A 23,517-nucleotide genomic window follows, 5' to 3' on the forward strand; every position below is an offset into this window, starting at 1 on the left:
GCTTGCACTAACCACACAGGTGTGGCACTCTCGTTCGACCTGTTCGGGACGCTCGTTACGGCAGACCGGCCGTCGGAGCCGTGGGACGCCGTCGCGGAGTCGCTTGCGGCCCGGTCGGTTCGGGTCCCGAACGACTGGGAGGACGCTTACCGTTCGGCCCATCGTGAGTACGACCGCGGTCGGGAAGCGCCGCTTGACGAGCACGTTCGACTAGCGCTTGCCAGCCGTGGAATCGAGGTCACCGAGGAAACAGCGACCGAAGCCGTCCTCGACGCGTTCGACAGCCCGGTCACGGTCCGTGAGGGGGCCATCGACGCGCTGGACGCCGCCGCACAGCGAGGCCCGGTCGCTGTCTGCTCGAACTGCAGCGTCCCAGGGCTGGTCGAGCGAACGCTGGAACGAGCAACCATCGAAGCCCGGAGCGACCACTCGTTCGACGCCGTCATCACCAGCATCGACTGCGGCTGGCGAAAACCCCATCCAAATATCTTCGAGTCGACCGCCGACGCACTCGACGTGGCGCTTGCCGACCTCGTCCACGTCGGTGACGACGCCCGGACGGACGGCGGCGCGGGTCGCGTGGGCGCACAATCGATACTGCTTGAGGACGACTCGCTCCCGGCGATAGCCGAACAACTCCGGGAGGACGAACTGTGTTGAGCGCGCTGGCAGTGGCCGTCGCCGGCGGGCTGGAACTCGCAATCGGTGAGCCGCCGACCCGCTTGCATCCGGTTGCGTGGTTCGGACGGCTCGTCGGAGCGGTCGACCGTGAGTGGGACTACCCGCTTGCGGTCGGGGGACTTGCCGCGGCGCTGTTGCCTGTTGGAGTTGCTGTCGTCGTCGGTGGCGGCGTCGCACTCGCCGCCAGTGTCGCGCCCCTCGCTGCCGTCACGCTCGCCGGCCTCACGCTATTCCTGACCACGAGTCTCCGCAGTCTCCTTTCGACCGCACGGGGCGTCATCGCTGACACCGACACCGACCTCCCGGCTGCTCGGGACGGGCTACTCGCACTCGCCGGTCGCGACGCCAGCGCTCTCTCTGCGGGCGAGGTCCGGAGCGCCGCCGTCGAGAGCGCGTCGGAGAACCTCGCCGACGGCCTCGTCGCGTCGCTGGCCGCCTTCGTTGGAGGGGGACTCGTCGCTACGGGCGTCGGCCTGCCAGCGCTTCCCGTCGCTGCCGGTGCAGCGGCGTGGGTCAAGGCCGTCAACACGATGGATTCGATGCTGGGCTACCGCTTGAAACGCGTCGGGACACCTGCGGCGCGGCTCGACGACGCCGTGATGTGGCTCCCGGCTCGGGCGAGCGCGCTCCTGCTTGCCCTCGCCTGTGGGTCGCCGGGGTCCGTAACCCGCGCCCGAGCTTGGCTGGACGGCGTCCCCTCGCCGAACTCCGGGTGGCCGATGGGGACGGCCGCCGCGGCGCTCGACGTTCGGCTGGAGAAGCCGGGCGTGTACGTCCTGAACCCTGCGAGAGGACTCCCCGACGTGGCGACGGCCCAGCGCAGCGTGACGCGGGTCGGCGTCGCCGGGGTGCTGGCGTACGTGCTGGCCGCTCTGGGGGTGGTCGCGTGGTTCTGACTGCGGTCCGGGGGGCGCTCGGGTTCCTCTCACGGCTCCCGGTTGGCCACAGCCAACAGGCGTGGGACGCCTTCGTCGGGACGCCGGCAGCGTTCCCGCTTGCCGGCTACGTCGTCGGCGGCCTCGTCGCACTCCCGTTTCTCGCTGCCGGCCTGCTCCCAGCCCCGGTCGTCGCCGCGGCGTACCTCGGGAGCGTCGTCCTCGTCACCGGTGTCAACCACGCCGACGGCCTCGCTGACCTCGGAGACGCTGCCGTTGTCCATGGCGACCCCGAGACGCGCCGCGACGTGATGCGGGACACGACCATCGGCGTCGGGGCCGTCCTCGCGCTGGGGACCGTCCTCCTCACGCTCGCACTGGCCGCGCTGGCTGTCGCCCGGCTCCCGCCGCTGGTCGCCGTTTCGCTGGTCCTCGCCGCCGAGGTAGGGGCGAAGCTGGCGATGGCGACGCTGGCCTGCATCGGCCGCCCGAGCCACGAGGGGTTCGGCGCGACGGTCATCGACGGGAACGGCCCGCGCCACCTCGTCGGCGCACTCGCCGTCTCACTCCCGGCCGCCATTATCGCTGTTCCGGCAGCCACAGTCGTAGTTCTTACCGGCCCGCTGCTGGCGCTAGGTCTCTCAAACTGGGCCGACCAGCGACTGGGCGGCGTCAGCGGCGACGCCTTCGGCGCGGCCAACGAACTCACGCGCGCCGTCGCGCTCCACGTCGGCGTCGCCGTGTGGTCGCTGTTCGGTGGCGTCTGGTCGATACCGCTCGTCGACTGGGGGGTGCTCGCGTGGACGCTCTCGTGATGTGTGGCGGTCGCGGGACGCGGCTCGACACCAAGGTCGAGAAGCCGCTCTTTCGAATCGGCGGCGTCCCGATGGTCGGCCGTGTCGTCGGTGCACTCGAAGATAGTGCCGTCGAGAGAATTATCGCCGCAACGTCGCCAAACGCACCGGAAACGCAGTCCTGTCTGGACGTTCCCTGCATCGAGACGCCGGGAGAGGGGTACGTCGCAGACCTCAACGCGGCGCTGAATGACGACCGGCTCTCCCAGCCGGTGCTGACGGTCGCGGCGGACCTGCCGCTGCTTGACGGCGAGATAGTTGACCGCGTGCTCGACAGGCATAGCGGTGGCTCGCTGTCAGTTCTGGTCCCGGCCTCGCTGAAGCGCGAGCTTGGCGTCAGCGACGACACGACGTTCGAAAGCGGCAACCGAGAAGTCGCGCCGACGGGCATCAACGTCGTCGGCGATGGCCCCGACGACGCCTGGCTCACATGGGACCGACGTGTCGCAGTCAACGTCAACACGCTCGCTGATGCGCGCGTAGCGGAACAGTGGCTGTAACCATATGCAGTGGACACCGAGCCGCCACGAAACTTTCTCCACATCGCCCACCGTAGCCACTGTCAATGGACCCTGATTCGGTCGAGGGCTTGCGGGCAAGTGGCGGCGAGGGACCCGGAGACGCCATCGGTCCGGACGGACGCGTGCCACACGGCAGTAGCGACGACCCGGACCTCCTGGATTTCAGCGCGAACACGAACCCCCGCGTTCCGACGGAGACCGCGGAAGCGTACCGGGAGGCGTTCGACACAGCCCGCTCGTATCCGGCGGATGACTACCCCGAGTTCCGCGAGGCTGCGGCGTCCTTTGTCGACTGCGACCCGGCGCAGGTGATACCCACGGCCGGCGGCCTCGAAGCCATACGGCTGGCGATTCAGACGACGGTTCGAGCGGGTGACAGCGTCCTCGTCCCGTACCCTAGCTTCGGCGAGTATGCCCGCGAAGTCCGGCTTCAGGGCGGGACGCCGGAGTTTGTTCCACACGACGAACTGCTGACCGCCGACCCGGACAGTCACGCGCTCGCCATCGTCTGCAACCCGAACAATCCGACCGGCGAGACAGCGGACCCGGCGGCGCTCCGGGCCTTCGCCGATGACTGTCTCGACGCCGGGACGACGCTACTGGTTGACGAGGCCTTTCTCGGGTTCACCGACGAGCAGTCGCTGGCGGGCTGTGAGGGCGTCATCGTCGCACGCTCGCTGACGAAGCTATTCGGCCTCCCCGGCATCCGGATGGGCTATGCCGTCGGGACCGGCGACGCCGGGGACCGCCTCGCCACCGCGCGACGTGCCTGGTCGATGAGCGCTGCCGCGGCCGCGGTGGGCGCACACTGCTACGGACAACACGAGTTCGTCGCGGAGACGAAAGCCCGCATCGTTGACGAGCGGGCACGGATGCGCGAGCGTCTCGGCGACCGCTTCGACGTGTCCCCCTCCGATGCGCCGTTCCTGTTGCTGTCAGTCAGCGAGGCCGACGAGTCCGTCGACGATATCCTCGCCTCGGCCCGCGAGGCTGGTATCGCACTCCGGGATGCCCGCACCTTCCGGGGGCTGGACTCGCACATCCGCGTTGCTATCAGGGCTCCCGAAGAAAACGACCGGCTGCTGGATGCGCTGGATGTTTGAGACGACCGTTCGGGATAGCGTCTGCCAGATTCGCCGCGAGGGAGCACGCTGGCTCTCGACAGCGTGGGACGGCGGCTACCGGACCGCGGACGCCGTCTACAACGTCACCGTCCCCGAGGGGTTCGAGCGGACCGACCTCGACGCCTACCGCGCCGAGCGGCTGTCTGGTGCCGGCTTCGCCGTCGGCCCGACGTTGCTCACTGGTGTTCACATGGAACACGCCCGCTGTGCCCGGAGCGGGTCGGTGTCGGTGCTGGCAACAGCGGGTCTCTCGAACCCCGCCGCGTTGCCGATGTCGGCAGCGGAGACAGCCGACGGCTCCGACGGGACTGCGTCGAATCCGGCGGACAGCCCCGACTGGCGGCCCGGGACGGTCAATCTCATCGTCGGTGTCGACCGGGCGCTGGACGAGGGCGCGCTGGCGACGCTGCTCGCCACCGCCGTCGAGGCGAAGGCTGCGACGCTGCTAGACGCGGCAAGCGTCCCCGGAACCACCTCGGACGCGGCCATCGTCGGCTGTGTCCCGAGCGCCGAGCGCGCCTCTTTCGCCGGGAGTGCGACCGAAATTGGGGCCGCTACCCGCGTCTGTGTCCGCGATGCTATCAGAGCGAGTCTGGCCGCCCGCTATGGGGGCGACGCCCTGCCGACCGTCGACGGCGCGGAGTACGGCGTCGTCACCGACCGGGATACCGAGATTTTCGAGCCGTGAGAGGACAGTGTATCCCACGACGGTCCCGGAGTCCAAACGGCTAAACAGAATCCAACCGAACAAACGGATATGAGCGACAACACGGCCGGACCGACCGCCGAGCCCATCAGTCCGAGTGTGCCCGAGGAGTTCGGGCTGGTGCAAGTCTGGTGGGGCGACGGCAAGGGCAAGACGACGGCGGCGCTGGGGATGGCGACCCGTGCCGTCGGTCACGGCTACCGCGTCCACCTCCTGCAGTTCATGAAAGGCGGGACCAGCACCGTCGAAGACGTGCGCGGCGAGTACAACGCCATCGCCGCGCTCCCAGGGTTTTCCTACGAGAACGCCGGCCACTACGGCTGGCACGGCTTCCTCGACGGGAGCGAGGACGACGAACACGAGGCTCGTGCGAAAGGCGCGCTCGACCGCGCCCAAGAGATTGTGCAGGCCAGCGCCGACGCCGACCTTTTGACGCCACAGGACGCCGACGGTCCGCCAGAGGAGGGGGTCAATATGCTCGTCCTCGACGAAGTTCTCTACGCCGCGAACCGCGGCCTCGTCGACCCCGAGGACGTACTTGAGCTTATTGCGGCCAAGCCCGACGGCCTCGAACTCGTCCTCACAGGCGGACACGAGCGGCCGGAGTTCCTGACCGACCATGCGGACCTTGTCACGGAAGTCAGCAAGGAGAAACACCCAATCGACGCCGGTCAGGGCGCGCGGAAGGGCACGGAGTTCTGAGCGTCCCGGCGTCCAAGAGAGGTACTTACCGCTCGGCCAGCAGGGCATCAACAATCTCGCGAGCCGCTTCGACGTGGTCGTCGGCAACGGCATCGTCGGTGCTGTCGACGTGTGATAGAATGTGGTCGACCGTCGCCAGCCGCTCGGTTAGCACGTCCTCAGAGGGGTCTCCCTCAGCAATGTCGGCGGCGACGGCCTCCGCCTCCCCGAGCCAGCGGCTGGCCGTGCGTTCGACCGGCCGCTCCCCGGTTTTCGTGAGGTGTTCGTGGAGGGCTTGGAGTCGTTCGTCGGTCACGGACAAACTTCGGCAGGCCGAGACAAAGAACTCTCGCCGAACCACTGATGTTTCAGGCGGCCCCAGACCGTCGTAATGGCCAACACGCTGCTGGTCGCCGGGACGGCCAGCCACGTCGGCAAGTCGACCGTCGCGGCCGGGCTCTGTCGCTATCTGGCCGACCGTGGTGTCTCGGTCGCGCCGTTCAAAGCCCAGAATATGAGCAACAACGCCCGGGCGACACCGGGCGGCGAAGTCGGTGTTTCGCAGTACGTTCAGGCCCGCGCAGCCGGCGCAGCGCCGTCGACCGACCACAATCCAGTGCTGCTGAAACCGCGGGGTGACGGCGAATCACAGCTCATTCTGGACGGCGATGCGGTCGGCCACTTCGAGGCGCGAGGCTACTACGACGAGCACTGGGAGGACGCGCTGGAGACCGCTCGTGCGGCCCACGACCGACTCGCGCAATCCCACGACGTGATTGTCGCCGAGGGCGCGGGTTCCATCGCCGAAATCAATCTCCACGACCGCGACCTAGCAAACATCGAGACGGCGCGCTTTGCCGATGCCGACATCCTGCTCGTCGCGGACATCGAGCGCGGCGGCGTGTTCGCGTCGCTCGTTGGGACGCTGGAACTGGTCCCCGACGACATCCGCAAGCAGGTGGCCGGCGCGGTCATCACGAAGTTCCGTGGCGACCAGTCGCTGCTTGACCCGGGCATCGATGCGTTCGAGGACCGAACCGGCGTTCCCGTCCTCGGCGTGCTTCCACACGACGACCCCGGGCTTCCCGAGGAAGACAGCGTCGCGCTGCCGCCAGTCGGCGAGCGGTCTGTCGTCGGCGACAATGACGCCGTTCCCGACGCTGAGAGCGTCACCGTCTCGGTCCCGCGGCTCCCGCGCATCTCGAACTTTACCGACCTCCAGCCGCTCGCCCACGAGCCTGGCGTCAGGGTCGCGTACATCCCGCCTGATGCCGCCCTCGACGACGCCGACGCGGTGGTCTTGCCGGGGAGTAAGAACACTGTCGACGACCTGCTGACGCTTACCGACGCTGGATTCGGTGACCGACTACGGGCGTTTGACGGCCCCGTCGTCGGCCTCTGTGGCGGCTACCAGATGCTCGGCGAAGCGATCACGAACGCCACAATAGAGGGGACCGGCGATGCGGACCGTGTCGAGGGACTGGGCTTGCTCCCGGTGACGACGGAATTCAGCGAATCGAAGACCGTGGAACACGTCCAGCGAGATATCGATGGCGTCGGCCCACTCTCCGGGGCAAGCGGAACCGTCGAGGGCTACGAGATTCACATGGGCGACTCGAAGCTGACGGGTGCGGCGGCCCGTCCCTTCGACGGTGACGGCGCGGCCACCGATACCGTTCTTGGAACCTACCTCCATGACCTCTTCATCAACGACACTGCCAGAGATGCCTTCGTGAGAAATACATTCGAGAGTGCTGGTACTGTCCTCCCGGCGGCAACCGGGCGAGCCGACGGCGACCCGTACGAACGAGCGGCCGGTCTCATCACCGACCACGTCGACCTCGGGCCGCTCGGACTGTCCGACCAGTGAGTGTTTGATACTTTCTTAGATACCGGAAATTTATATGCAGCTAGCTCGCAATATTCTCCAATGGTCGAAGTGTTCGCGGTCGCCAGTGGGAAGGGCGGAACTGGCAAGACGACGAGCACCGTCGCTCTCGGGATGGCGCTTGCCGACCGCTACGACGTGACAGTCGTCGACGCTGACACGGGCATGGCGAACCTCCTCTTTCACGCCGGCCTCTCAGATGCGGAGACGACGCTGCACGATGTACTGGCTGCTGACGCGCCCGTCGAGGCAGCCACGTACGACCGGTTCGGGATGACTGTCGTCCCCTGCGGAACGAGTCTGGACGGCTTCAGGGACGCCGACCCGGGCCGGCTTCGAGACGTGGTTGCGGCGCTTGCAGAAGACACGGATATCATTCTGCTGGACTCGCCACCGGCGTTAGACAGCCGGACCGCAGTCCTGCCAATCGTGCTGGCCGACCGCATCGTTGTTGTCCTCCAGCCAACGATTCCAGCCATCTCGGACGGGCTGAAGGTTCAGGAGTACGCGACGACTTACGATACGGACGTTGCTGGCCTCCTGTTCAACAAGGTCCGCGAGTCCGAGTCTATCGAACAAGTCTCCGAGAAGACCGAGCGGTACTTCGACGGGCCGACGCTCGCGTCAGTTCCCGAGAGCGAGCGCGCCCGCGAAGCACGCCGTGCTGGCCGGCCACTCCTTGCTCACGCCCCCGAATGTGAGGCGGCAACAGCCTACCGAGCGGCCGCAGAGACGCTCACAGTCCAGAACGGGACGGCCGCCGACGCCGCCGACCGGTTCCAGAGCGCTGTCATCCCCGAGTCACTATGAAGTTACCCCGCGGCCGACTCGACAAGTCACGCGTCGTCACGGACCCGCGGGACACACTCGCGGACGTGCTCGACCGAGAGCTGACCGGCTACGCCGTCTTCGAGTCCCAGAAGACGCTCCTGCTCGACGGCGAGGGCCGGGGCGTCATCACGTTTACCGACGGCGTCCCGGCGTTAGCCTACCACACTGGGACGGACCGCGGTGGCCCGCCGGCGCTTGCAGACCTCGCCATTCCCGGCCCGTATCACGTCTCACTGTACGCACTCGACGCCGCCGACCTCGAATCGGCACACGAAGCAGCCGACCTGCGAGTCCCGCCCGGGATGCCCGCCGAACGGCTTGGTGGCGACCCGGCGCTGGCCGACAGCACGCGGCGGGCGGCCCCCGACGAGCGGCTGTCGACAACGGACGACGAGGCGACAGCAACTGAGTCCAGACCCGGAGAACAGAGCGCTGTCGAAGCGTTCCTTGACGATGCGGAGAAAATCGAGGCGATCAAACAGCAGGCGCGCTCGGAGGCCCGCGAACGCGCTCAGGAGTGGGATTTCTGAGGGGTTCGCCTAGCTGGAGTTCGATACACCCGCCGAGGTCGGCACTGTCCGGCCGTACTCTACACCAGTCGAGATCAGTCTGCTCGGACCGGGATCCACCACACCCGCGACCGTCCGCCGACTTTCTTGCTCGTGATATCTGTCTCTGATTCGAGGTCGTGGAGTTTGTTCAGTGCGGTTCGGCGCGAGCAGCCGAGTCTGTCCGCCACCTCCGACGCCGTGAGTGGCTCCGCGTAATCGTTTCGGTGTTTGAACACCTCGATAACGTCCGATTCAGTGTACTGGATCTCTCGTCCAGGCGGAGACATACTTCTGTCAACGATTGCCACATACTTATACTGTCGGCTATTATTTCATTCTGGGTGAAAGTATAGAAACACAGCCTATTGTTGTCGAAAAAGATTCAGGAACGTCAGAGCACAGAGGCATGAAAATCAGGGCTGTTACAGGCCCTGTAACATATGTTGGCTCCCGAAACAGTTACAGCGAATAAGTATAGACACCCCCCAGCTATATTCTATTCCGGGGATACGCCATCCCGCCCTCCAGTAAGTGCTGGAGCGCGACCAGTGCTCCCTTCGGCCCTTCCATACCAGCGCGTTATCAGTTCTTTTCCTGTACAGACAGAACTGCCGCGAGCGGTTGTGAACGCTCCCGGTATCGGTCGAACACTGTCTCAGCCCAGTGATACACTGCTGTAGCGTCAGATTCCGCTATCGCCCGGAGGTTGTTCCGGTCGTCGTAGGCCGCCAGACAGACCCGCGAGCGGTCCAGTGCGAGACCGATATCGAGCGTGGTGTCGTGGACGTACGTGTCGATGTTCTCGTGTTCGAGGCCTCGATCCAGTGCATCTGAGAAGTCGGACGCGGACCGTTCGAGGACACTGTGGTCAATAATGAACTCGATATGTGTCCCCGTTTCGAGCAGCTCCACCGCGGCATCGTTGAACACCGACGTTACGATAGGCGAGATGGCTCGAACGTCGCCATTGACCTCGTGCAGCCAGTCCGTGAACCGATCAATCGCGGCTAGGGGGTTCTGTTCGGAACTCGTCGTGAGACACTCAGGGTCTAGCAGCTCCGGCGGGAGGTCTACTGCGATAGCGCCGAGATGGGCAGCCAGCGGGCCGACTGTCCGTGCCTGGTCGATTTCGCTGAGAAGCGTGCTATACTGGTCGAACACTCGTTGCCCAGTCACCGTGAGTTGATACTCGCCGTCCCGCTTGACGACCCACTGCCGCTCGGTGCAGCCCGCGAGTATCCGCTGAATTGTGGTTCGCGTCGCATCCACTGTATCACACAGGTCGGTGGGCCGTGCCGGTCGCTCCCGGAGCTGGGCCAACACCGCGAACCGCTGTGGTGACCCAGTAAGGAACTGGCAGTCCTCGAAACCGGTGTCGTCTGGACCCTCCGCCATTGGATACGTCTGTGTGGGCAATCATCTTAGCCTCTTTGGCGTTTGGCAACACTGCCCGAACAGTAGGCCTACTCGTCGCCGAAGGAGTCGAGACTGGCCTGAGTCCCGCCGCTTTCCGGGGCGTTGGAGGCATCCGTCCCGTGTTCCGCGGCGATGCGTGCAGCGGCTTCGCGACCACCGGAAAACGAGGCGCGACGTGCAATCGTTGGGTCATGCAGGGCATCAGCCGCATCGGGACGTACTGCCTCGTACCGCCTGTGGAACGCCTGTCGGGCCGCGTCATAGTCGACGACTGGGTGCGGATAATCATCGCCAATGTCGACGCCACAGGACGCCTGTACGTGGACTGGCGTCTGCTCGGGCCGGTCGAGGTACTCGTCAGGGAGCGACTCGAGTTCGGGCACCCACTGGCGAATGAACTCGCCGTCCGGATCCTGGTCGCGGACCTGCTTGCGGGGGTTGTACAGCCGAAGGGCCGGTTTGCCGACCAGCCCACACTGGGACTGCCACTGCGTGTAGTTGATCGCCGCCGAGGCGTCGATGAGATGGTGGTAAAACCAGTCCGCGCCGATCCGCCACGGCTGCTGGAGGAGGTGGTAGTAGACTGAGGCGCACATCGATCGCATCCGAAAGTTGAGCCAACCCGTTTGTCTGAGACACCGCATCGAGGCGTCGACCATCGGAAACCCGGTCTGTCCGTGTTTCCAGGCAGCCACCAGATCGGGGTCGTACTGCTCCGCGTTGAACCCCTCGAGAACCGGGTTTACCGCCGTCTCAAGCCAGCCGGGCCAGTCTTCGAGCTTCTGCTCGTAGTGTTTGTTCCAGAACAACCGCGAGACGAACATCTCTTTCCCGCGGCCGTCGGGCGCGTGCTCGTCGATGTACTGGATGACCTGCCGCACAGAGAGACAGCCAAAGGCGAGATACGGCGAGAGCCCGCTGGTCCCGTCTCGTGCGTCCGTCGGCGCAGAGATGTTCCCCGGGTAGTCGTCGATCTGTTCGGCGAACGCCGACAGTCGCTCGCGGGCGGGGCCGGTCCCGCCGCGAGGAACGTCGGATTTCGACGGCCTGATGTCGTAGTACTCCTTGATTGCGTCGACGCCGAGACCGCTGTCGAAGCTTCGAGAAGTAACGGTCCCCGGGTCCCACTCGTACTGGTCGGCGGAGAACCACGCTGACACGTCGTCCTGCCACCCCTCTCGGGCCTCTGTTCGGTCGCGAACCAGCCCGTCGCCGTCGACGAAAGTAACATCGCACTGTTCTCGCACGCGGCGGTCCCGGTCACGGCCGTAGCGGCCTGTGGGAACGGCCATCGTCACGATATCCCAGCCGGCCTCGCGGAACCGCCCCAGTACATCTACTGGGTCCCCGTGGGCGTAGGTGAGTCCGCGACCAGTGGCGGTATGATACCGGTCTGAGAGGTCGGCCAGACAGTCGTGCAGAAACCGGATACGGCTGTCACAGGCGAGGCCGTCTGCGCCGTAAAACGCCGGGTCGAACACGAACAGCGGGAGCACGTACTCGGATATTGTAGCCCTCGCTACTGCAGCCTGGTCGCGGATTCGCAGGTGTTCGCGATGCCAGACGACCGTCCCAGCTTCGTCGTCGGCAAGCGTCGGAATCGCGTCTTGCCGTGGTGTCTCCAGCGTCTTTTCCGATTCCAGTCCCGCCATACGCGCTATTAGTTCAGTATTGGACCACAGACACCACTGTCTTTCGTCTTTCAGGGCCACACCGCTCGGGACAGGAGTCGTGATTGCCAGAACCGAACAGCCGTATCTGGCTACCAGAAGGATTACACCGCGAGACCCGCGCTAGTCAATAATGGAATTCGAGTCCACACGCCGCCGGTTCATGGAACTCGCCGGAGTAAGCGCGACAGTGTCGCTCGCTGGCTGTAACGCCCTTCAGGGAGGCGACAGCGACGGAGCGAACACGGGCACAGGGTCACAAAGCCAGAGTGCGGGCACGGAGCCTGCGACGGTGACGGTCGGGGTGGAACCAGACCAGACACAGTTGCGGGAACGACAGCAGGAGATCCAGTCCGAAATTCAGGCAGGGAATCTCACACAAAGCGAGGCACAGGCGGAATACCGCACCGCACAGGAGAATCTTGCCGAAGACGCAATCAACTCGTTCGAAGAGCGTGCGACATCTGACCTCGGCCTCACTATCGACGATTCCATTTCCCAGGCGGGTGCGCTGTTGGTCACTGGTCCGCCGGCTGGTCTCATCGACACCCTCTCAGTCGACAGTGTCACTGGGCTCTTCCCGCAAGCAACGTTCGAACAGATCCGGTCGCAGGTTCGAACCGAAACGCCGGGCGCGACGGAGTAACGCACACTCCGGACCGTCTCGTTGTTTGTGCCGAGAGGTGCAGTTTTGTTCCGGACTCTCACCACGAAGACCGACCGCTGGTTTCCAGAACCACGGTGACAGTGGTTTCGCCGCGTTCGGTTGTCGTCGTCACGTCGAAGCCGACGGCGAGAACGTGCGTGCGGCCCACGCGGTCCTGTGCGACGACGCCGCGGTCGGCGGTGCAGTCCCCGAACTGGCGGTCCGGCCCCGACGGACAATTCGCGTCTTTCCACTGCTGTGTCGCAGTACCGTTGTAGGTTATGTTATAGTGGATGCCGTCCTCGATGCGGGACGTCTGGAGTCGGTCAAGCCGAGGTCCTAGTCCAGTGCGAAGGGCCGTCACTGCCGAATCGTTCACGGCCCAGGCGTACTGACTCGGGATAGATGCGCTCTCGGTTGCGACGGCTCGCTCAAGGACCCGAAGCGCGTCAACAGACGGGTCATCATCGTAGTCTGCTGTCGCGCGAACGTCGTCATGATACCCCAGTTGCAGGGACGCAAAGAGAATCGGGACAAGTGCGACAGCCACGACTGTGGCCGCAACGAGGACTAGCTGTCCGCGCCGGGTCATGCGTACCACACGATAATTTGGACACTCCCGTGGCCCGTCGGCACAGTTGCGGTCCCGGTGCTGACACCCTGTGGCGTCGGCGTACCGACCGCCCCGTGCGGTGTTTCGACCCGAAAGAGGACATTGTCAGGCAGGATGCGGGTGACCCGGTTCGAAAGCGCGTCCCGTTCGCGGTCGAACGCCGTCGGACTCGACACGATCTCCTGCAGCCGCGTCGCTCCGCTGTGTCGCGGCGGGTCGTTAGCGAGGAGTGCTGCCGTATCCGAGGCGTACGCATCAAGTTGCGGCCCCTGCCGGTCCGGCGCTGGTGTCCCCAGCGCAAACCCGAGCGCGACGCCGAGAATCAGCACTGTCCCGAGGGCAACTTCCACGAGCGACAGCGGCAGTTGTGCCCTATACATCGACGGTCACCACAAGCGTTTTTTTCGTCGACCGCGGGGCATCGTAGCCGATGGTTACGTTCCCGGGTTCGAGTCGGCCGGCGCGCTGGAAGCGCAGTTCCGTCGTCTCGTAGGGCACCAGCGGGACCTCGTAGCTGCCATGCAGCCCGCTTCTGTTATGGAGGACGACCCGGTCATTAGCGCGGACCGTCCAGACTGTCGTGCCGGCCGGCGGGTCGATAGTTACGGTGGCCTGTGCGCTCCGGCGAGGGAGCGTTACCGCGTCGGTCGTCGTCAGGTCGGGGGTGAGTGTTCGTCGTTCCCGAGCCTCGACTACGACGAGACGGCTGATCCGCGTGCCGCCCTGCACTGTGCCGCTGCGTGCAATCTCCTCGTCAGCCAGTTCGACGCTGACCGCATACTCACTGGCTGGCGGTGCGCTCCGCTCCAGCGCCGCCCGGTCGAAGTTGTCCACCTGGGATTGATTGAGCACGTTGCTCCGGGCGGCTAGCGGTCCGTCCGCCGCAACGAGTTGGTCGGCAGTCGCGGCGGCGACCCGTCGTTCGTCAGGAGTTCTGTCCGCACCAGCAATCGCCGTGTCGGCAATCGCAATCCCCAGACTAGTGACAACGGTCAACAGCACGAGCGCGATGCCGAGCGCCGCGAGCGATGTCTGGGCACGCGGACTGTTGGCAGGGACGCAACGCCGTTCGGTCATCGCTCTGCCTCCAGCGTCACTGTCACGCTCCCCCGTGTTCCAGAGACAGCGACCACGGTCGGACTACCGCTCTGCCATTCACCTTCGAGGGTATCGACTCTGTCGGGCAACAACGGCTGTGTTCGGCCGCCGATTTCGGGGTCAGGATGGTCGAGGACGAGAGCATCTCCGTCAGTCCGGACGCTGTATCCTGCACCGTCAATGGTGGCCGGCAGCGACACCCGAACAGTTGTAGAGACGGCCCGAGCATCCGGCGGGACAGCCTGCTCGACGCGAGCCGTCGCTTCGGCAAGTGTTCGGTCGCCGAGTTCTGTCCCGACGGCGGATTGGTACGCCGGGACAGTGCCACCGTACAGCGTGGTCGTCACTAATCCGAGGTACAGCAGCACTATCCCCATGCTCAGCAGTTTCTCGACGACCGTGCTGAGCGCGCGGTTATCCATGTCCCACCTCTGTCCGCATATCGTGGCGGACCAGATACAGCGTCCGCCGGCCGGGGAAGGTCGCCACGACGCTCTGGACGCCGTCGCCGTCAATATCCCTGACTCGCGTGGTTGCACCGACACGCTGGAAGTACTCAGTGAACGGCCGGGGTGTCTCCGTCTCGATAGCCACGCTGTAGTTGTCGGTCGGGAGCCGTTCGCGCTCGTGGCTGACGTTCTGTCGGATGCCTGCAGACACACCGCCGGTTCCGGACACTGTGCCGCCGCTGGCGTTGACCAGCGGTGCGCCGACGATGACCGCTGTGTCGTCCCGCGTCGCCGTCACCGGCGGGTCAGTTTCGAGCCACGCGTTCCCCGCTGTCCCGCGCACAACGCTGCCAGCGAGAAACCGAACGGGGGTATCCCCGGACTCGTACACCACCGCATCGACAGGGACCGTTCGCCGAACCCCGGAGTCGTTGAGAACGCGCAGTTCCCGCTCCACTGTGGTCAGCCGCCCTTCAGTAAACCGAACGCGGGCCGTCTGGTGGCCCGTCTGCTCTACTGGCCGGAACGCCGTCTCGAACGTGTCGGCAACGCGGGCCTCGTCGGCAGTCGTCGTGTGTCCGTCGACGACACTCCCGACGACAGCCGTTAGCCCACCGAGCGCGACGACGGTCAGCCCCAGCAACAGCACCACGCCGACGACGTGTGACTGGGCGCTGGTGTCGGGATTCAAATCAGACCAGCCCCCGCGAAGACGACGTAAGCGACGAGTACCAGCCCCGAGGAGTGCAACAGCGCTTCGTACACACCGCGACTCGCCGTACCGGCGAACCAGCCACAGGCCAGCATCGTCGCCTGCGTGACGACGTAGAACCGGTGTTGCTCCCGGGCCGGCTTGATCGCAGTCGGGTCGAAGGCGATGTTCGCGCCGCCCGAGACGGCGGATAGTTGCGCGAAGCTATCAAGGACGTATATGTTGACGGCGACGGTGATGCCGATGACGAGCAGCGCCGTCGTCCAACCGACGGCAACGTAGACGAGCAGGGCTGAGCGGATTGATTTGCGCAGATGGTAGAGTTGTCCTATCTCTGTCTGGAGCGTTTCGAACACGTCCTCCGCATCACTCCCCGTATCCAGCGCACCGACGACCAGCCCGATGGTCTGTTCAGCCATCGGCGTGCCGACGCGGTCGACGAACTGGTCCAGTGCCGCGGCACGGCGGTCGGCCGCGGCGTCACCGGGGCTATCACCGAGCGAGAGCGTGAACGCGAGTGACTGGACATCGCTAGCGAGCGCACCGAGTTCCACATCGTCGGCAACGCGTCGGACCGCTTCGGGAAACGGGCGGCCCAGCGCGACGTGGCCGGCCACCGCGTGAACGAAGTCCTGAATCTCCCGGTCCTTCGCGTCGTCTGCTCTGGCCCGGCGGACCGTTACCACACCGACTGGGACGCCGACGGTGGCATACGAGAGGAGCGCGACGTTGACCGGCCGGTAGCCCAGTGACCAGAGGCCTGCCGCGACGACCGCACCCAGCGGCGCGCAGGCGAGAAGCGCGCTCGCAGGGTTCGATGGAATCGTCGCGAGTATCGCGACGGGGCTGTCCGGCAGGCTGTAGCTCGGGGCGGCCGTGTTCCGCGGGCGGAGCGTAGCAACGACGAAGGCTGCCAGCAGGCCGGCAGCCATCACGAACGCCGCACTCCCGTAGACGACGATGGCACGGACGGTCGTCTCGCCCAGCGGCGTCACGACCGGGTCGGAGAGGCCGGGCGCAAGAATGCCCATCACGGTGACGATGAGTACCACGAGCGCGGGCAACACCAGCAACACGACGAACAGTTCCGCGAGCAATTCGAGATAGCCGGTCGCCCGTTCGTGCTGTCGGCTCTGCTCGTGTGACAGCAAGCGCCCCTCCATCTCCAGATATCCTTCCAGGGCCTCGGCGCTCTGGTTCGCGTGTTCCCGGAACTTCAGCAGAAACGGCGCAAGCAGGTCCCGCGAAGGCGTCTCGCTGGCGACCCGCTCGATACCGGTGTCGAGACTGCCAGTAAGAATACCTTGATTGAGCGCGCGCCGGAAGGCGACTGCCGTCTCGCCGTAGGCGTCCTGTTCGGCAACGGCGCGTAGCATCTCACGCCGGTCGTGCGTTCCGGAGGCGAGGACTCTGAGGTATCTGACTGCGCCGGGAAGCGTGGCTGCGATGTCCGCGCGCCGCGCGCTGGCGACCCACGAGAGATACCGATTTCCGGCGACGAACACGCCCCGTTTGAGCGTGAGTCCAGCGCCGGTTCCAAGCACAGTGGCCACGAGAAGGCGAGGGACCGCTGGGAGCGCCAGCCGATTGATAACCGGGAGGCTCTGCTGGAGCACCGCGATGAACGAGTCGAACGTCTCCGGCGGCACGAGCATCGCTGCCGTGGCGGTTCCGACAACGCCCACAACGAGTGCCAGCCACGAGAGCCCGTACACCCTGGCAACGTAGACGCCGAAGCCGGCACTTGGATAGGCGGCCCGGTAGCGGTCACGCGTGCTTGCATGGCTGTCATCCTCGGCGTGGTGGGCGAACAGGGCGTACAGACCCCGGTCGAGCAAGCCGAGCGTCCCGCCGCCCTCAGTCGTCACCCGTACCGACCTCCAGTTGTGGACTGTCGGGGGTGCCGGCCTGTCGCCGCAGCCGCTCGACGGTCGCTGCCTCGTTGGTCTCCAGGTCGGCCAGAACGCCGAACAGGTCGTCGAAGTCGGTCAGTCCTTCCTGAACGAGGTACTGTACGTAGCGGTGGCGACGGTGGAACGCGTCCTCGACAGCCGACACCGGCTCGTCACGGAGATCCGAGAGTCGGTCGAAGATACCGGTGTCGACCTGCCGCCGGTCGTCGCCGAACTGCGGGTGGTCGTAGGCGAGTTCGAAGCTCCCGTCGGGCCGCCGCCAGCAGACGCTGTTCCAGTGGATGGTCGTCCCGTCCTTGTGTATCGTCCCGCTTCGGTCGTTGCCGCTCTCGACGACGGACGGGTCGTCGACGAACTCGACCACTTCGCCGACATAGCGCTCCCCATCAACGTGCCGGGGGAACACGACGAGGTCGATCTCTTCGAGTAGGTAGGTCGGCAGGCCCTTTTCGATAACGCGGTTGACCAGCGACTCAATGTCGCCGGCGTGGGTCGTCCCGATAACGCCGTGGCCGGTGTTGAGCGTTTCAGCGAAGGTTTCGAACGACGCGGCGGTGTTGATCTCTGCGATGACCTCGATATCTGGGTTCAGATAATTGCACTGCGTCATCAGGTCAGCCATCGTCACGCGGCGGTGGTCCCGCTCGTGGTCCCGAGTAGTGAGCGAGACACCTGTCTCGTGCGGGATTCGGACCTCACGCGACCCTTCGTCGATACTGATGGGACGGTCCCGATATGGGATAAAGGGCATATGCGCGTTCATCAGGGTCGTTTTGCCGGCTCCGGTGGGTCCCGAAAAGAGGACGACGCCGTGAGATTCATACAGGAGCCACAGCAGCGCGACGAGTTCCGTCGGCAGCGAATCACGCTGGACTAGGTCGACCGGTGTCATCGCATCACCCGACTGTTTCCGGATAGAGATGTGGGGACCGCCTTCGCTGATAGTCGGGAGGGCAACGGCACAGCGGATGGTGTCGTCGGCGTCGTGGAGGCCATCGCCGTCGGGGTCGATGTTGACCTTCGCGCTCGGGTTCGAGGCGTTGAGTTCAACGCCATCGTCGGCGGCCAACTGCGTGACGACGTTGACGAACGCGGCCTCCGAATCGAAGGCGAGGTTGGTCGGGACGCGGCCGTCGTGGCCGAGGTCAGCGCGCGGGAGAACCTTCACGCGTTCGTCGACCCGGTTCGCCTCGATGTCCTCAAGCGTGTGGTCCCGGATCGGGACAGTGAGCTTCCCGTAGCCGACCAGGTCCCGAAGTACGTAGTACAACAGGTCATCGAGGCGGTCGTCGGCGAACCGATGGTCGACCGGTGGCACAGCCAGATCGAGCTCGGCCAGCGCCGACCGTAGCCGGTAGCGGGCGGCGTCGACCCACTCGGTCGTGTTGCGGACAGTTAGCTGCCGAGCCAGTAGCGAGCGGGCGCGCTCCCGGACGAAATCGACGCGGTCCTGAACGACGCCGTCGACGCCGGTCTCCCAGACGCGCTCTTTGCACACTTCGATAAGTTCTTCGTCGCCGGGGAGCAGGTCAGGCTCTCGAACCGCGTACTTCGTCGTGAACGGGTCAGCACCAAGGAGATGCTCGCGGTAGACGACGACGGGAATCTCGAACCCCTGGAACCGGACGGTGTGGCGCTCGACACGCTCGCTCGCGAACCGGTTAAGATACGCCGGGTCCGGTCCGAGGTCAGTCTCCGCCGGAGCGTAATCGTCAGTGTGGACGACGACGCCATCGTCAGTCACGTCGGCGACGTCGATGCGGGAATCCAGCGCGTATGGGGTCAGGTCGTCGAAACACGCCAGCGACGAGAGCGCATGGTACTCGACTCGACGACGGCTCGCTGGCGACGCATCGACCAACCGATCGATGACCCGGCGGTGTTTCGCGTCGAACCCCCCGTTCATTCGCTCTACGGCCCCCTCACGCGTCCGTGGCCGCTCGATGTTCGCGCCTGCGAAGTGTGACTCGACAGTCGACAGTGCGTCGGTTTCTGACGCTGAAAGCACCGGATCACGGACGTCGTACCGGAACCCGCTCCGTCCACGTCGAACAGTCACGACGACGCCCGGATACACCTCGTCTTGCTCGCGAACGTCCGGCGCGTACCAAGCGCCGGTGGCATCCGGTGGCGTCGGTGTGGGGACCACCGGTGCAGTCTCCGTGTCAGCCTGTGCGGTCATACGCGCTTTTAAACTACCCATTATACTTAAAGTTGTAGACTTGATTTTGCGTAATTTAGTCAAAATATAAGAGGCAGAGGAATAGGATATGGATTGTCGGTGTAGATCAAGGAGGGTTCTTTGCTAACATATTACAGTAGCAATATAGTCGACTGCCAAATAGTGTCGAAAAAGCACAAAGATAGAGTGGTAAACGCGGATGCGTCCGCTTGTCATCTACCTAAATTTGGACTTTCGAGATATGTACCAGAATTATCATAATTGTGCCCGCAAATCAGTCATCTGGATGAAAGAAACGCAGCCAGCGACAAGCACTGCTAGTCCAGAATCGACACCCACCACGCGCCGACAGCTCCTCAAAGGAGCACTTGGTGCAGGGGTGACCGCGGCGGCGGTTCCGAGCCTGAGCGGCGTCGCAGCAGCCCATTTCCCGATTGAGATCGCGATCGACATCCAGCCCGAGAACGCGGAGAACTTCATCGACCTGTCGGAACACGAAACCGTCACCGTCGCAGTCAAGCAGTCGGAGTTCGTCACCAACGACGGAAACAGCGAGACGTTCGACCCCACTGAGCGGGCCGTTCGCTATCGGTTCGGCTCGCGTCTCGCACTGGAAGACGGCGAGGGCGCTCGACCCGTCGACGATGGTGAGATCAGGGAGCCAGACGACGATGCTGCGGACGGCCAGTCGTCACTCGTGCTCACGTTCCCAGTCGATGAGATGGGGTTCGACGGTGGCGAGGAGACAGCATGGCTGTACTGGGAGCGAGACCAATCCGGGGACCACGGCTATGCCGGCTTCGATTCCGTGCGGGTGTATCGTGGACATCCAAGGGGTAACGGCCTGATCGAACAACTACAGCGATTGCTGGGAGGTGAGACAGCGTCCAGCGCTGACTGAGCGTCTTCGAACTCGGAGCGGTGCTATCAGCGCGTGTCGTAATCGCTATGCTGGCGACTTTATACGTCGAATCCGATGGGACGCTATGGCCATCGTTGCTGAAATCCTCCTCGCGGACGAGACCCTTCCGCTGGTTGGCGTGGCGGATTCGATTCCGAGCGGTGAGCTTTCGATTTCGAACGCTGTCGGCCTCGAAGACGGAAAACTGCTGCTTACAGTTAGTGTCAACGCTGACTCCCGCGGCGCGTTCGAGCGCGAACTGGGCGCACAGCCACAGATCACTGATGCGGCGGAGATCGGGCAGACGGCCGATGGCTGGTTCTACAAGATTGTTGTCGACAACGCACCGGATCTCATCGCGTCACACGACCCGGAAGAGTTCGAGGGCGTTGCGATGGACGCGACGGTCACCAGCGACGGAATACGGGAGCAGAAGGTGTTCTCCGACTACGAGGCGTTCAGTGCGCTACGGGACCGGTGTGCGGTCAACGACATCCCGCTCGAACTGCTGAACATCGCTTCAGACCCCGAAAATCCTGGCGAGCGCGATCAGTTTGGACTCACGGACAGGCAGTATCGGGCGATATCCGTCGCCCTCTCTGCGGGGTACTACGACTCCCCGCGTCGGTGTTCGACGGCGGAACTCGCCGACAAGCTCGATGTGTCGGCCGCCGCAGCGTCCGATCTCCTGCGCCGAGCTGAAAAACAGCTCATCAGTTCGACGGTCGGCCCCGACCAGTTCCGGAACGCACTCGCACAATGACATCCTTCTCGGCGTGAACGCCGGGGTAGCCATTCTCCTGTTCGACTTTGGCTCCCCGTCGGTATATAAATGGGCTTATCAGTAAGCAAAGCACGCTCGTGGCTGTCGCAGCTACTGAACGACGATGGCAGATAAATCTGAGACAGACGACGACCAGAGCACACAGCGACTAGCAGGCGACGTTGCGATTGTCACCGGCGCGTCATCGGGAATCGGTGAGGCAACTGCCGAGGCGCTCGCTGACGCGGGCGCAAGTGTCGCGCTCGCGGCCCGGCGCGCTGACGAACTGGAGGCCCTTGCGGACCGAATCGAGTCGGCCGGCGGGGATGCACTGGTTGTACCGACCGACGTTACCGACGAGGACGACATCGACTCGCTGGTCGATGCAACGACCGACGAGTACGGTCGCATCGACATTCTTGTCAACAACGCCGGCGTGATGCTTCTCGAACCGCTGGAACGGGCAGACCGCTCGAACCTCCGCCAGATGGTCGAGGTGAACCTGCTCGGGCTGATGAACCTCACCCACGCGGTACTCCCGGTCATGCAAGAGCAGGAGAGCGGCCACGTCGTCAACGTCTCTTCTGTCGCGGGACGCCGCGCATCGGCCGATTCGAGCGGTTACAACGCGACGAAATTCGGGGTGAACGCGTTCACTGAGGCCGTTCGGCAGGAAGTAACGTCAGAGGGCATCCGGACGACAGTTATCGAACCGGGCGCTGTCGATACGGAACTCGCAACACACGTGCCGGACGAGCAGGTGCTGGAGCGGTTCGCGGAGATGGACCTCCCGATGCTCCACCCCGACGACATCGCTCGCGGCATCGTGTACGCAACGAGCCAGCCCGCCCGTGTGGACGTGAACGAACTCCTGATCAGACCGACCGGCCAGGATATCTGAAACGGGCGCTGTTCTTGTCGGACACGACGTAGCGATTGTCGGGTCGAAACGCCGTCCCTGCTGTTTTTACTGGGCGCACGGCCGACGTACTGACCGCTGAGACCGGCCGTTAGTTGCTCGAAACAGTAGCACTGTTAGCCGTGTGCGTCGCCATCGTTTGAGAGGGGGGACTGTCACTGAAACGGGTCGCACAGTTGCCGAAACCCCCGGTATCGGAGGACCCTTACGTCAGCTACCCTAACCGTACACATGGCAATTGAGACGGATGTCCTCGTCGTCGGTGGTGGCGCGACCGGCGCTGGCGTCGCTCGTGACCTGGCACTCCGTGGTATCGACGTGACACTCGTCGAGCGTGACGGCCTGACAAGTGGCACCTCCGGGCGCTCGCACGGACTGCTGCACAGCGGTGCCCGCTACGCCGAGGCAGACCGGGTCGGTGCCGAGGAGTGCATCACCGAAAACCGGATACTCAAGGAAATCGCCGGGGCCTGCATCCGCGACACCGGGGGGTTGTTCGTCCAGCTCGCCGGGGACGACCCCGATTATTTCGAGACCAAGCGGGCGGCCTGTGAGGAGATCGGCATCCCGGTAGAGACACTTGACGCCGACGCGGCCCGCGAGCGAGTCCCTGACCTCGCATCGGATGTCGAGCGCGCGTTCGAGGTTCCCGACGCCGTCATCTATCCGTCGCGGCTCGTCGCCGCGAACGCCGCAGACGCCCGCGACCACGGCGCAACGATACACCCACACGCGCCCGTCGAAGACGTACTCGTTGAGGACGGGCACGTGGCCGGCGTGCAGGTCGGCGGGACGGTCGAGGACACCATCGAAGCCGACTACGTCGTCAACGCGACCGGTGCCTGGGCGGGCGAGTTCGCCGCGATGGCCGACCTCGACGTCGAGATGCAACCCACGCGGGGTGTGATGGTCTCGGTCGAGTACGACGACCTCGGGCCGGTGCTCAACCGCTGTCGGGACCCCGACGACGGCGATATCGTCGTGCCACACGAAAGCGAGGCCGTCCTCGGAACGACAAGCGTGCCCGTCCGTGACCCGGACGAGTACGAGACCGAACAGTGGGAAGTCGAAGAGAGCATCGAGGAATGTGCGGCGATGCTACCCTCAGTCGCGGACGCCCCCGAGGTCCGGACCTGGTGGGGCGTCCGGCCGCTGTACGCGCCCGACGAGGCCGAGCGCGGCCGCGGCATCTCGCGGGGCTTCTTCTTGCTCGACCACGCCGATGACGGCGTCGACAACATGGCGAGCATCGTCGGCGGCAAACTGACCACTTACCGGCAGATGGCCGAGGCGACGGCCGACCTCGTCTGTGACGACCTCGGCGTCGACGCCGCTTGCCGGACTGCAGACCAGACGCTCCCGAGCGTCGACGACCCGGCGCAGTTGGACGCGCTCGTGGCCGAGTTCGACGGGCAGGGCCCGACTGACGAAGACGTGGTCGGGTCAGCGTAACCACGCCCATCGTTGCCCTGATTCAAACCGGGAGAGAGGACTATCGGCTGACTGTACCGTTATAAGGGTGG

General features: G+C 64.9%; 26 protein-coding genes. 15 read left to right on the top strand and 11 right to left on the bottom strand.

Features of this window, described 5'->3' with window-relative positions; all coding sequences use genetic code 11:
- Positions 1-21: 21 nt before the first annotated feature.
- The 7 genes from G9463_RS00805 to G9463_RS00835 all read left to right on the top strand — a co-directional run bounded on the left by G9463_RS00805 (position 22) and on the right by G9463_RS00835 (position 5,463).
- Positions 22-660: an HAD family hydrolase gene (locus tag G9463_RS00805; protein WP_165895707.1), complete on the top strand. Its 639-nt coding sequence runs from the start codon at positions 22-24 to the stop codon at positions 658-660.
- A complete protein-coding gene (locus G9463_RS00810) occupies positions 654-1,577 on the top strand; it encodes a CobD/CbiB family cobalamin biosynthesis protein (RefSeq protein WP_165895708.1) in 924 nt (307 codons plus the stop codon). Before G9463_RS00805 ends, G9463_RS00810 begins: the two co-directional genes overlap by 7 nt.
- Positions 1,568-2,371 carry an adenosylcobinamide-GDP ribazoletransferase gene (gene cobS / locus G9463_RS00815; protein WP_165895709.1) on the top strand — a complete coding sequence of 268 codons (804 nt, stop codon included), beginning with the start codon at positions 1,568-1,570 and terminating at the stop codon, positions 2,369-2,371. Before G9463_RS00810 ends, cobS begins: the two co-directional genes overlap by 10 nt.
- Positions 2,371-2,910, top strand: a complete 540-nt coding sequence (locus G9463_RS00820) for an NTP transferase domain-containing protein (protein WP_165895771.1) — start codon at positions 2,371-2,373, stop codon at positions 2,908-2,910. The genes cobS and G9463_RS00820 overlap by 1 nt, the downstream gene beginning before the upstream one ends.
- 65 nt (positions 2,911-2,975) lie before the next feature.
- The gene (locus G9463_RS00825) at positions 2,976-4,034 is read left to right on the top strand and encodes a threonine-phosphate decarboxylase (protein ID WP_165895710.1); all 1,059 of its coding nucleotides are present in this window, start codon (positions 2,976-2,978) and stop codon (positions 4,032-4,034) included.
- Positions 4,027-4,743, top strand: a complete 717-nt coding sequence (locus G9463_RS00830; RefSeq protein ID WP_049919100.1) for an adenosylcobinamide amidohydrolase — start codon at positions 4,027-4,029, stop codon at positions 4,741-4,743. Before G9463_RS00825 ends, G9463_RS00830 begins: the two co-directional genes overlap by 8 nt.
- A 69-nt stretch (positions 4,744-4,812) precedes the next feature.
- The gene (locus G9463_RS00835; protein ID WP_165895711.1) at positions 4,813-5,463 is read left to right on the top strand and encodes a cob(I)yrinic acid a,c-diamide adenosyltransferase; all 651 of its coding nucleotides are present in this window, start codon (positions 4,813-4,815) and stop codon (positions 5,461-5,463) included.
- 25 nt (positions 5,464-5,488) lie between these two features.
- Here G9463_RS00835 and G9463_RS00840 read toward each other — a convergent pair whose 3' ends face one another.
- Positions 5,489-5,758 (bottom strand): hypothetical protein, encoded by a 270-nt coding sequence (locus G9463_RS00840; RefSeq protein WP_004958126.1) that lies wholly within the window; start codon positions 5,756-5,758, stop codon positions 5,489-5,491.
- 75 nt (positions 5,759-5,833) lie between these two features.
- Here G9463_RS00840 and G9463_RS00845 point away from each other — a divergent pair, with 75 nt between their 5' ends.
- The 3 genes from G9463_RS00845 to G9463_RS00855 are packed head-to-tail and all read left to right on the top strand — an operon-like array spanning position 5,834 to position 8,691.
- Complete coding sequence (locus G9463_RS00845) at positions 5,834-7,312, top strand: cobyric acid synthase (RefSeq protein WP_165895712.1); 1,479 nt, start codon at positions 5,834-5,836, stop codon at positions 7,310-7,312.
- Positions 7,313-7,372: 60 nt separating this feature from the next.
- On the top strand, positions 7,373-8,140 hold the full coding sequence (locus tag G9463_RS00850; protein WP_121302564.1) for a P-loop NTPase: 768 nt from the start codon (positions 7,373-7,375) through the stop codon (positions 8,138-8,140).
- A complete protein-coding gene (locus G9463_RS00855; protein WP_004958130.1) occupies positions 8,137-8,691 on the top strand; it encodes a hypothetical protein in 555 nt (184 codons plus the stop codon). Before G9463_RS00850 ends, G9463_RS00855 begins: the two co-directional genes overlap by 4 nt.
- A gap of 74 nt (positions 8,692-8,765) precedes the next feature.
- On the opposite strand, the gene G9463_RS00860 is transcribed toward G9463_RS00855, so the two are convergent.
- The 3 genes from G9463_RS00860 to G9463_RS00870 form a co-directional block, all read right to left on the bottom strand.
- Entirely contained in the window at positions 8,766-8,999 is a 234-nt protein-coding gene (locus G9463_RS00860) for an HTH domain-containing protein (protein ID WP_004515058.1), read from the bottom strand.
- Between the two features lie 295 nt (positions 9,000-9,294).
- A complete protein-coding gene (locus tag G9463_RS00865) occupies positions 9,295-10,107 on the bottom strand; it encodes a winged helix-turn-helix domain-containing protein (RefSeq protein ID WP_121302562.1) in 813 nt (270 codons plus the stop codon).
- Positions 10,108-10,175: 68 nt separating this feature from the next.
- Positions 10,176-11,780, bottom strand: a complete 1,605-nt coding sequence (locus tag G9463_RS00870; protein WP_165895713.1) for a cryptochrome/deoxyribodipyrimidine photo-lyase family protein — start codon at positions 11,778-11,780, stop codon at positions 10,176-10,178.
- A 151-nt stretch (positions 11,781-11,931) separates the two neighbouring features.
- Here G9463_RS00870 and G9463_RS00875 point away from each other — a divergent pair, with 151 nt between their 5' ends.
- The gene (locus G9463_RS00875) at positions 11,932-12,444 is read left to right on the top strand and encodes a hypothetical protein (RefSeq protein WP_165895714.1); all 513 of its coding nucleotides are present in this window, start codon (positions 11,932-11,934) and stop codon (positions 12,442-12,444) included.
- Positions 12,445-12,502: 58 nt separating this feature from the next.
- On the opposite strand, the gene G9463_RS00880 is transcribed toward G9463_RS00875, so the two are convergent.
- Genes G9463_RS00880 through G9463_RS00910 form a run of 7 tightly spaced genes read right to left on the bottom strand, consistent with a single transcriptional unit; the run spans position 12,503 to position 19,411 of the window.
- A complete protein-coding gene (locus G9463_RS00880) occupies positions 12,503-13,036 on the bottom strand; it encodes a hypothetical protein (protein ID WP_004958139.1) in 534 nt (177 codons plus the stop codon).
- Positions 13,033-13,437, bottom strand: a complete 405-nt coding sequence (locus tag G9463_RS00885; RefSeq protein ID WP_165895715.1) for a hypothetical protein — start codon at positions 13,435-13,437, stop codon at positions 13,033-13,035. The genes G9463_RS00880 and G9463_RS00885 overlap by 4 nt, the downstream gene beginning before the upstream one ends.
- Entirely contained in the window at positions 13,430-14,134 is a 705-nt protein-coding gene (locus G9463_RS00890) for a hypothetical protein (RefSeq protein ID WP_165895716.1), read from the bottom strand. Before G9463_RS00890 ends, G9463_RS00885 begins: the two co-directional genes overlap by 8 nt.
- Positions 14,131-14,577 (bottom strand): hypothetical protein, encoded by a 447-nt coding sequence (locus G9463_RS00895; protein WP_007188735.1) that lies wholly within the window; start codon positions 14,575-14,577, stop codon positions 14,131-14,133. The genes G9463_RS00890 and G9463_RS00895 overlap by 4 nt, the downstream gene beginning before the upstream one ends.
- Positions 14,570-15,295 (bottom strand): type IV pilin, encoded by a 726-nt coding sequence (locus G9463_RS00900; protein ID WP_165895717.1) that lies wholly within the window; start codon positions 15,293-15,295, stop codon positions 14,570-14,572. The genes G9463_RS00895 and G9463_RS00900 overlap by 8 nt, the downstream gene beginning before the upstream one ends.
- Positions 15,292-17,184: a type II secretion system F family protein gene (locus G9463_RS00905; RefSeq protein WP_165895718.1), complete on the bottom strand. Its 1,893-nt coding sequence runs from the start codon at positions 17,182-17,184 to the stop codon at positions 15,292-15,294. Before G9463_RS00905 ends, G9463_RS00900 begins: the two co-directional genes overlap by 4 nt.
- On the bottom strand, positions 17,174-19,411 hold the full coding sequence (locus G9463_RS00910; RefSeq protein WP_165895719.1) for a type II/IV secretion system ATPase subunit: 2,238 nt from the start codon (positions 19,409-19,411) through the stop codon (positions 17,174-17,176). Before G9463_RS00910 ends, G9463_RS00905 begins: the two co-directional genes overlap by 11 nt.
- Positions 19,412-19,790: 379 nt before the next feature.
- Here G9463_RS00910 and G9463_RS00915 point away from each other — a divergent pair, with 379 nt between their 5' ends.
- From G9463_RS00915 to G9463_RS00930, 4 genes are all read left to right on the top strand, one after another.
- Complete coding sequence (locus G9463_RS00915) at positions 19,791-20,312, top strand: hypothetical protein (RefSeq protein WP_165895772.1); 522 nt, start codon at positions 19,791-19,793, stop codon at positions 20,310-20,312.
- Between the two features lie 85 nt (positions 20,313-20,397).
- Entirely contained in the window at positions 20,398-21,075 is a 678-nt protein-coding gene (locus G9463_RS00920; protein ID WP_165895720.1) for a helix-turn-helix domain-containing protein, read from the top strand.
- Positions 21,076-21,199: 124 nt separating this feature from the next.
- On the top strand, positions 21,200-21,976 hold the full coding sequence (locus G9463_RS00925; protein ID WP_004958183.1) for an SDR family oxidoreductase: 777 nt from the start codon (positions 21,200-21,202) through the stop codon (positions 21,974-21,976).
- 249 nt (positions 21,977-22,225) lie between these two features.
- On the top strand, positions 22,226-23,446 hold the full coding sequence (locus G9463_RS00930; RefSeq protein ID WP_004958186.1) for an FAD-dependent oxidoreductase: 1,221 nt from the start codon (positions 22,226-22,228) through the stop codon (positions 23,444-23,446).
- The last annotated feature ends 71 nt before the right edge of the window (positions 23,447-23,517 follow it).

It is taken from the genome of Haloarcula sp. JP-Z28 (genome assembly GCF_011440255.1).
GTDB classification, from domain to species: Archaea; Halobacteriota; Halobacteria; order Halobacteriales; family Haloarculaceae; genus Haloarcula; species Haloarcula marismortui.

Excerpts from the sequence above, each read along its gene's own strand:
- G9463_RS00820 (WP_165895771.1), top strand. The coding sequence starts at position 2,371 with ATGTGTGGCGGTCGCGGGACGCGGCTCGACACCAAGGTCGAGAAGCCG.
- G9463_RS00825 (WP_165895710.1), top strand. The coding sequence starts at position 2,976 with ATGGACCCTGATTCGGTCGAGGGCTTGCGGGCAAGTGGCGGCGAGGGA.
- G9463_RS00830 (WP_049919100.1), top strand. The coding sequence starts at position 4,027 with ATGTTTGAGACGACCGTTCGGGATAGCGTCTGCCAGATTCGCCGCGAG.
- G9463_RS00835 (WP_165895711.1), top strand. The coding sequence starts at position 4,813 with ATGAGCGACAACACGGCCGGACCGACCGCCGAGCCCATCAGTCCGAGT.
- G9463_RS00845 (WP_165895712.1), top strand. The coding sequence starts at position 5,834 with ATGGCCAACACGCTGCTGGTCGCCGGGACGGCCAGCCACGTCGGCAAG.
- G9463_RS00850 (WP_121302564.1), top strand. The coding sequence starts at position 7,373 with ATGGTCGAAGTGTTCGCGGTCGCCAGTGGGAAGGGCGGAACTGGCAAG.
- G9463_RS00855 (WP_004958130.1), top strand. The coding sequence starts at position 8,137 with ATGAAGTTACCCCGCGGCCGACTCGACAAGTCACGCGTCGTCACGGAC.
- G9463_RS00860 (WP_004515058.1), bottom strand. The coding sequence starts at position 8,999 with ATGTCTCCGCCTGGACGAGAGATCCAGTACACTGAATCGGACGTTATC.
- G9463_RS00865 (WP_121302562.1), bottom strand. The coding sequence starts at position 10,107 with ATGGCGGAGGGTCCAGACGACACCGGTTTCGAGGACTGCCAGTTCCTT.
- G9463_RS00870 (WP_165895713.1), bottom strand. The coding sequence starts at position 11,780 with ATGGCGGGACTGGAATCGGAAAAGACGCTGGAGACACCACGGCAAGAC.
- G9463_RS00875 (WP_165895714.1), top strand. The coding sequence starts at position 11,932 with ATGGAATTCGAGTCCACACGCCGCCGGTTCATGGAACTCGCCGGAGTA.
- G9463_RS00880 (WP_004958139.1), bottom strand. The coding sequence starts at position 13,036 with ATGACCCGGCGCGGACAGCTAGTCCTCGTTGCGGCCACAGTCGTGGCT.
- G9463_RS00885 (WP_165895715.1), bottom strand. The coding sequence starts at position 13,437 with ATGTATAGGGCACAACTGCCGCTGTCGCTCGTGGAAGTTGCCCTCGGG.
- G9463_RS00890 (WP_165895716.1), bottom strand. The coding sequence starts at position 14,134 with ATGACCGAACGGCGTTGCGTCCCTGCCAACAGTCCGCGTGCCCAGACA.
- G9463_RS00895 (WP_007188735.1), bottom strand. The coding sequence starts at position 14,577 with ATGGATAACCGCGCGCTCAGCACGGTCGTCGAGAAACTGCTGAGCATG.
- G9463_RS00910 (WP_165895719.1), bottom strand. The coding sequence starts at position 19,411 with ATGACCGCACAGGCTGACACGGAGACTGCACCGGTGGTCCCCACACCG.
- G9463_RS00920 (WP_165895720.1), top strand. The coding sequence starts at position 20,398 with ATGGCCATCGTTGCTGAAATCCTCCTCGCGGACGAGACCCTTCCGCTG.
- G9463_RS00925 (WP_004958183.1), top strand. The coding sequence starts at position 21,200 with ATGGCAGATAAATCTGAGACAGACGACGACCAGAGCACACAGCGACTA.
- G9463_RS00930 (WP_004958186.1), top strand. The coding sequence starts at position 22,226 with ATGGCAATTGAGACGGATGTCCTCGTCGTCGGTGGTGGCGCGACCGGC.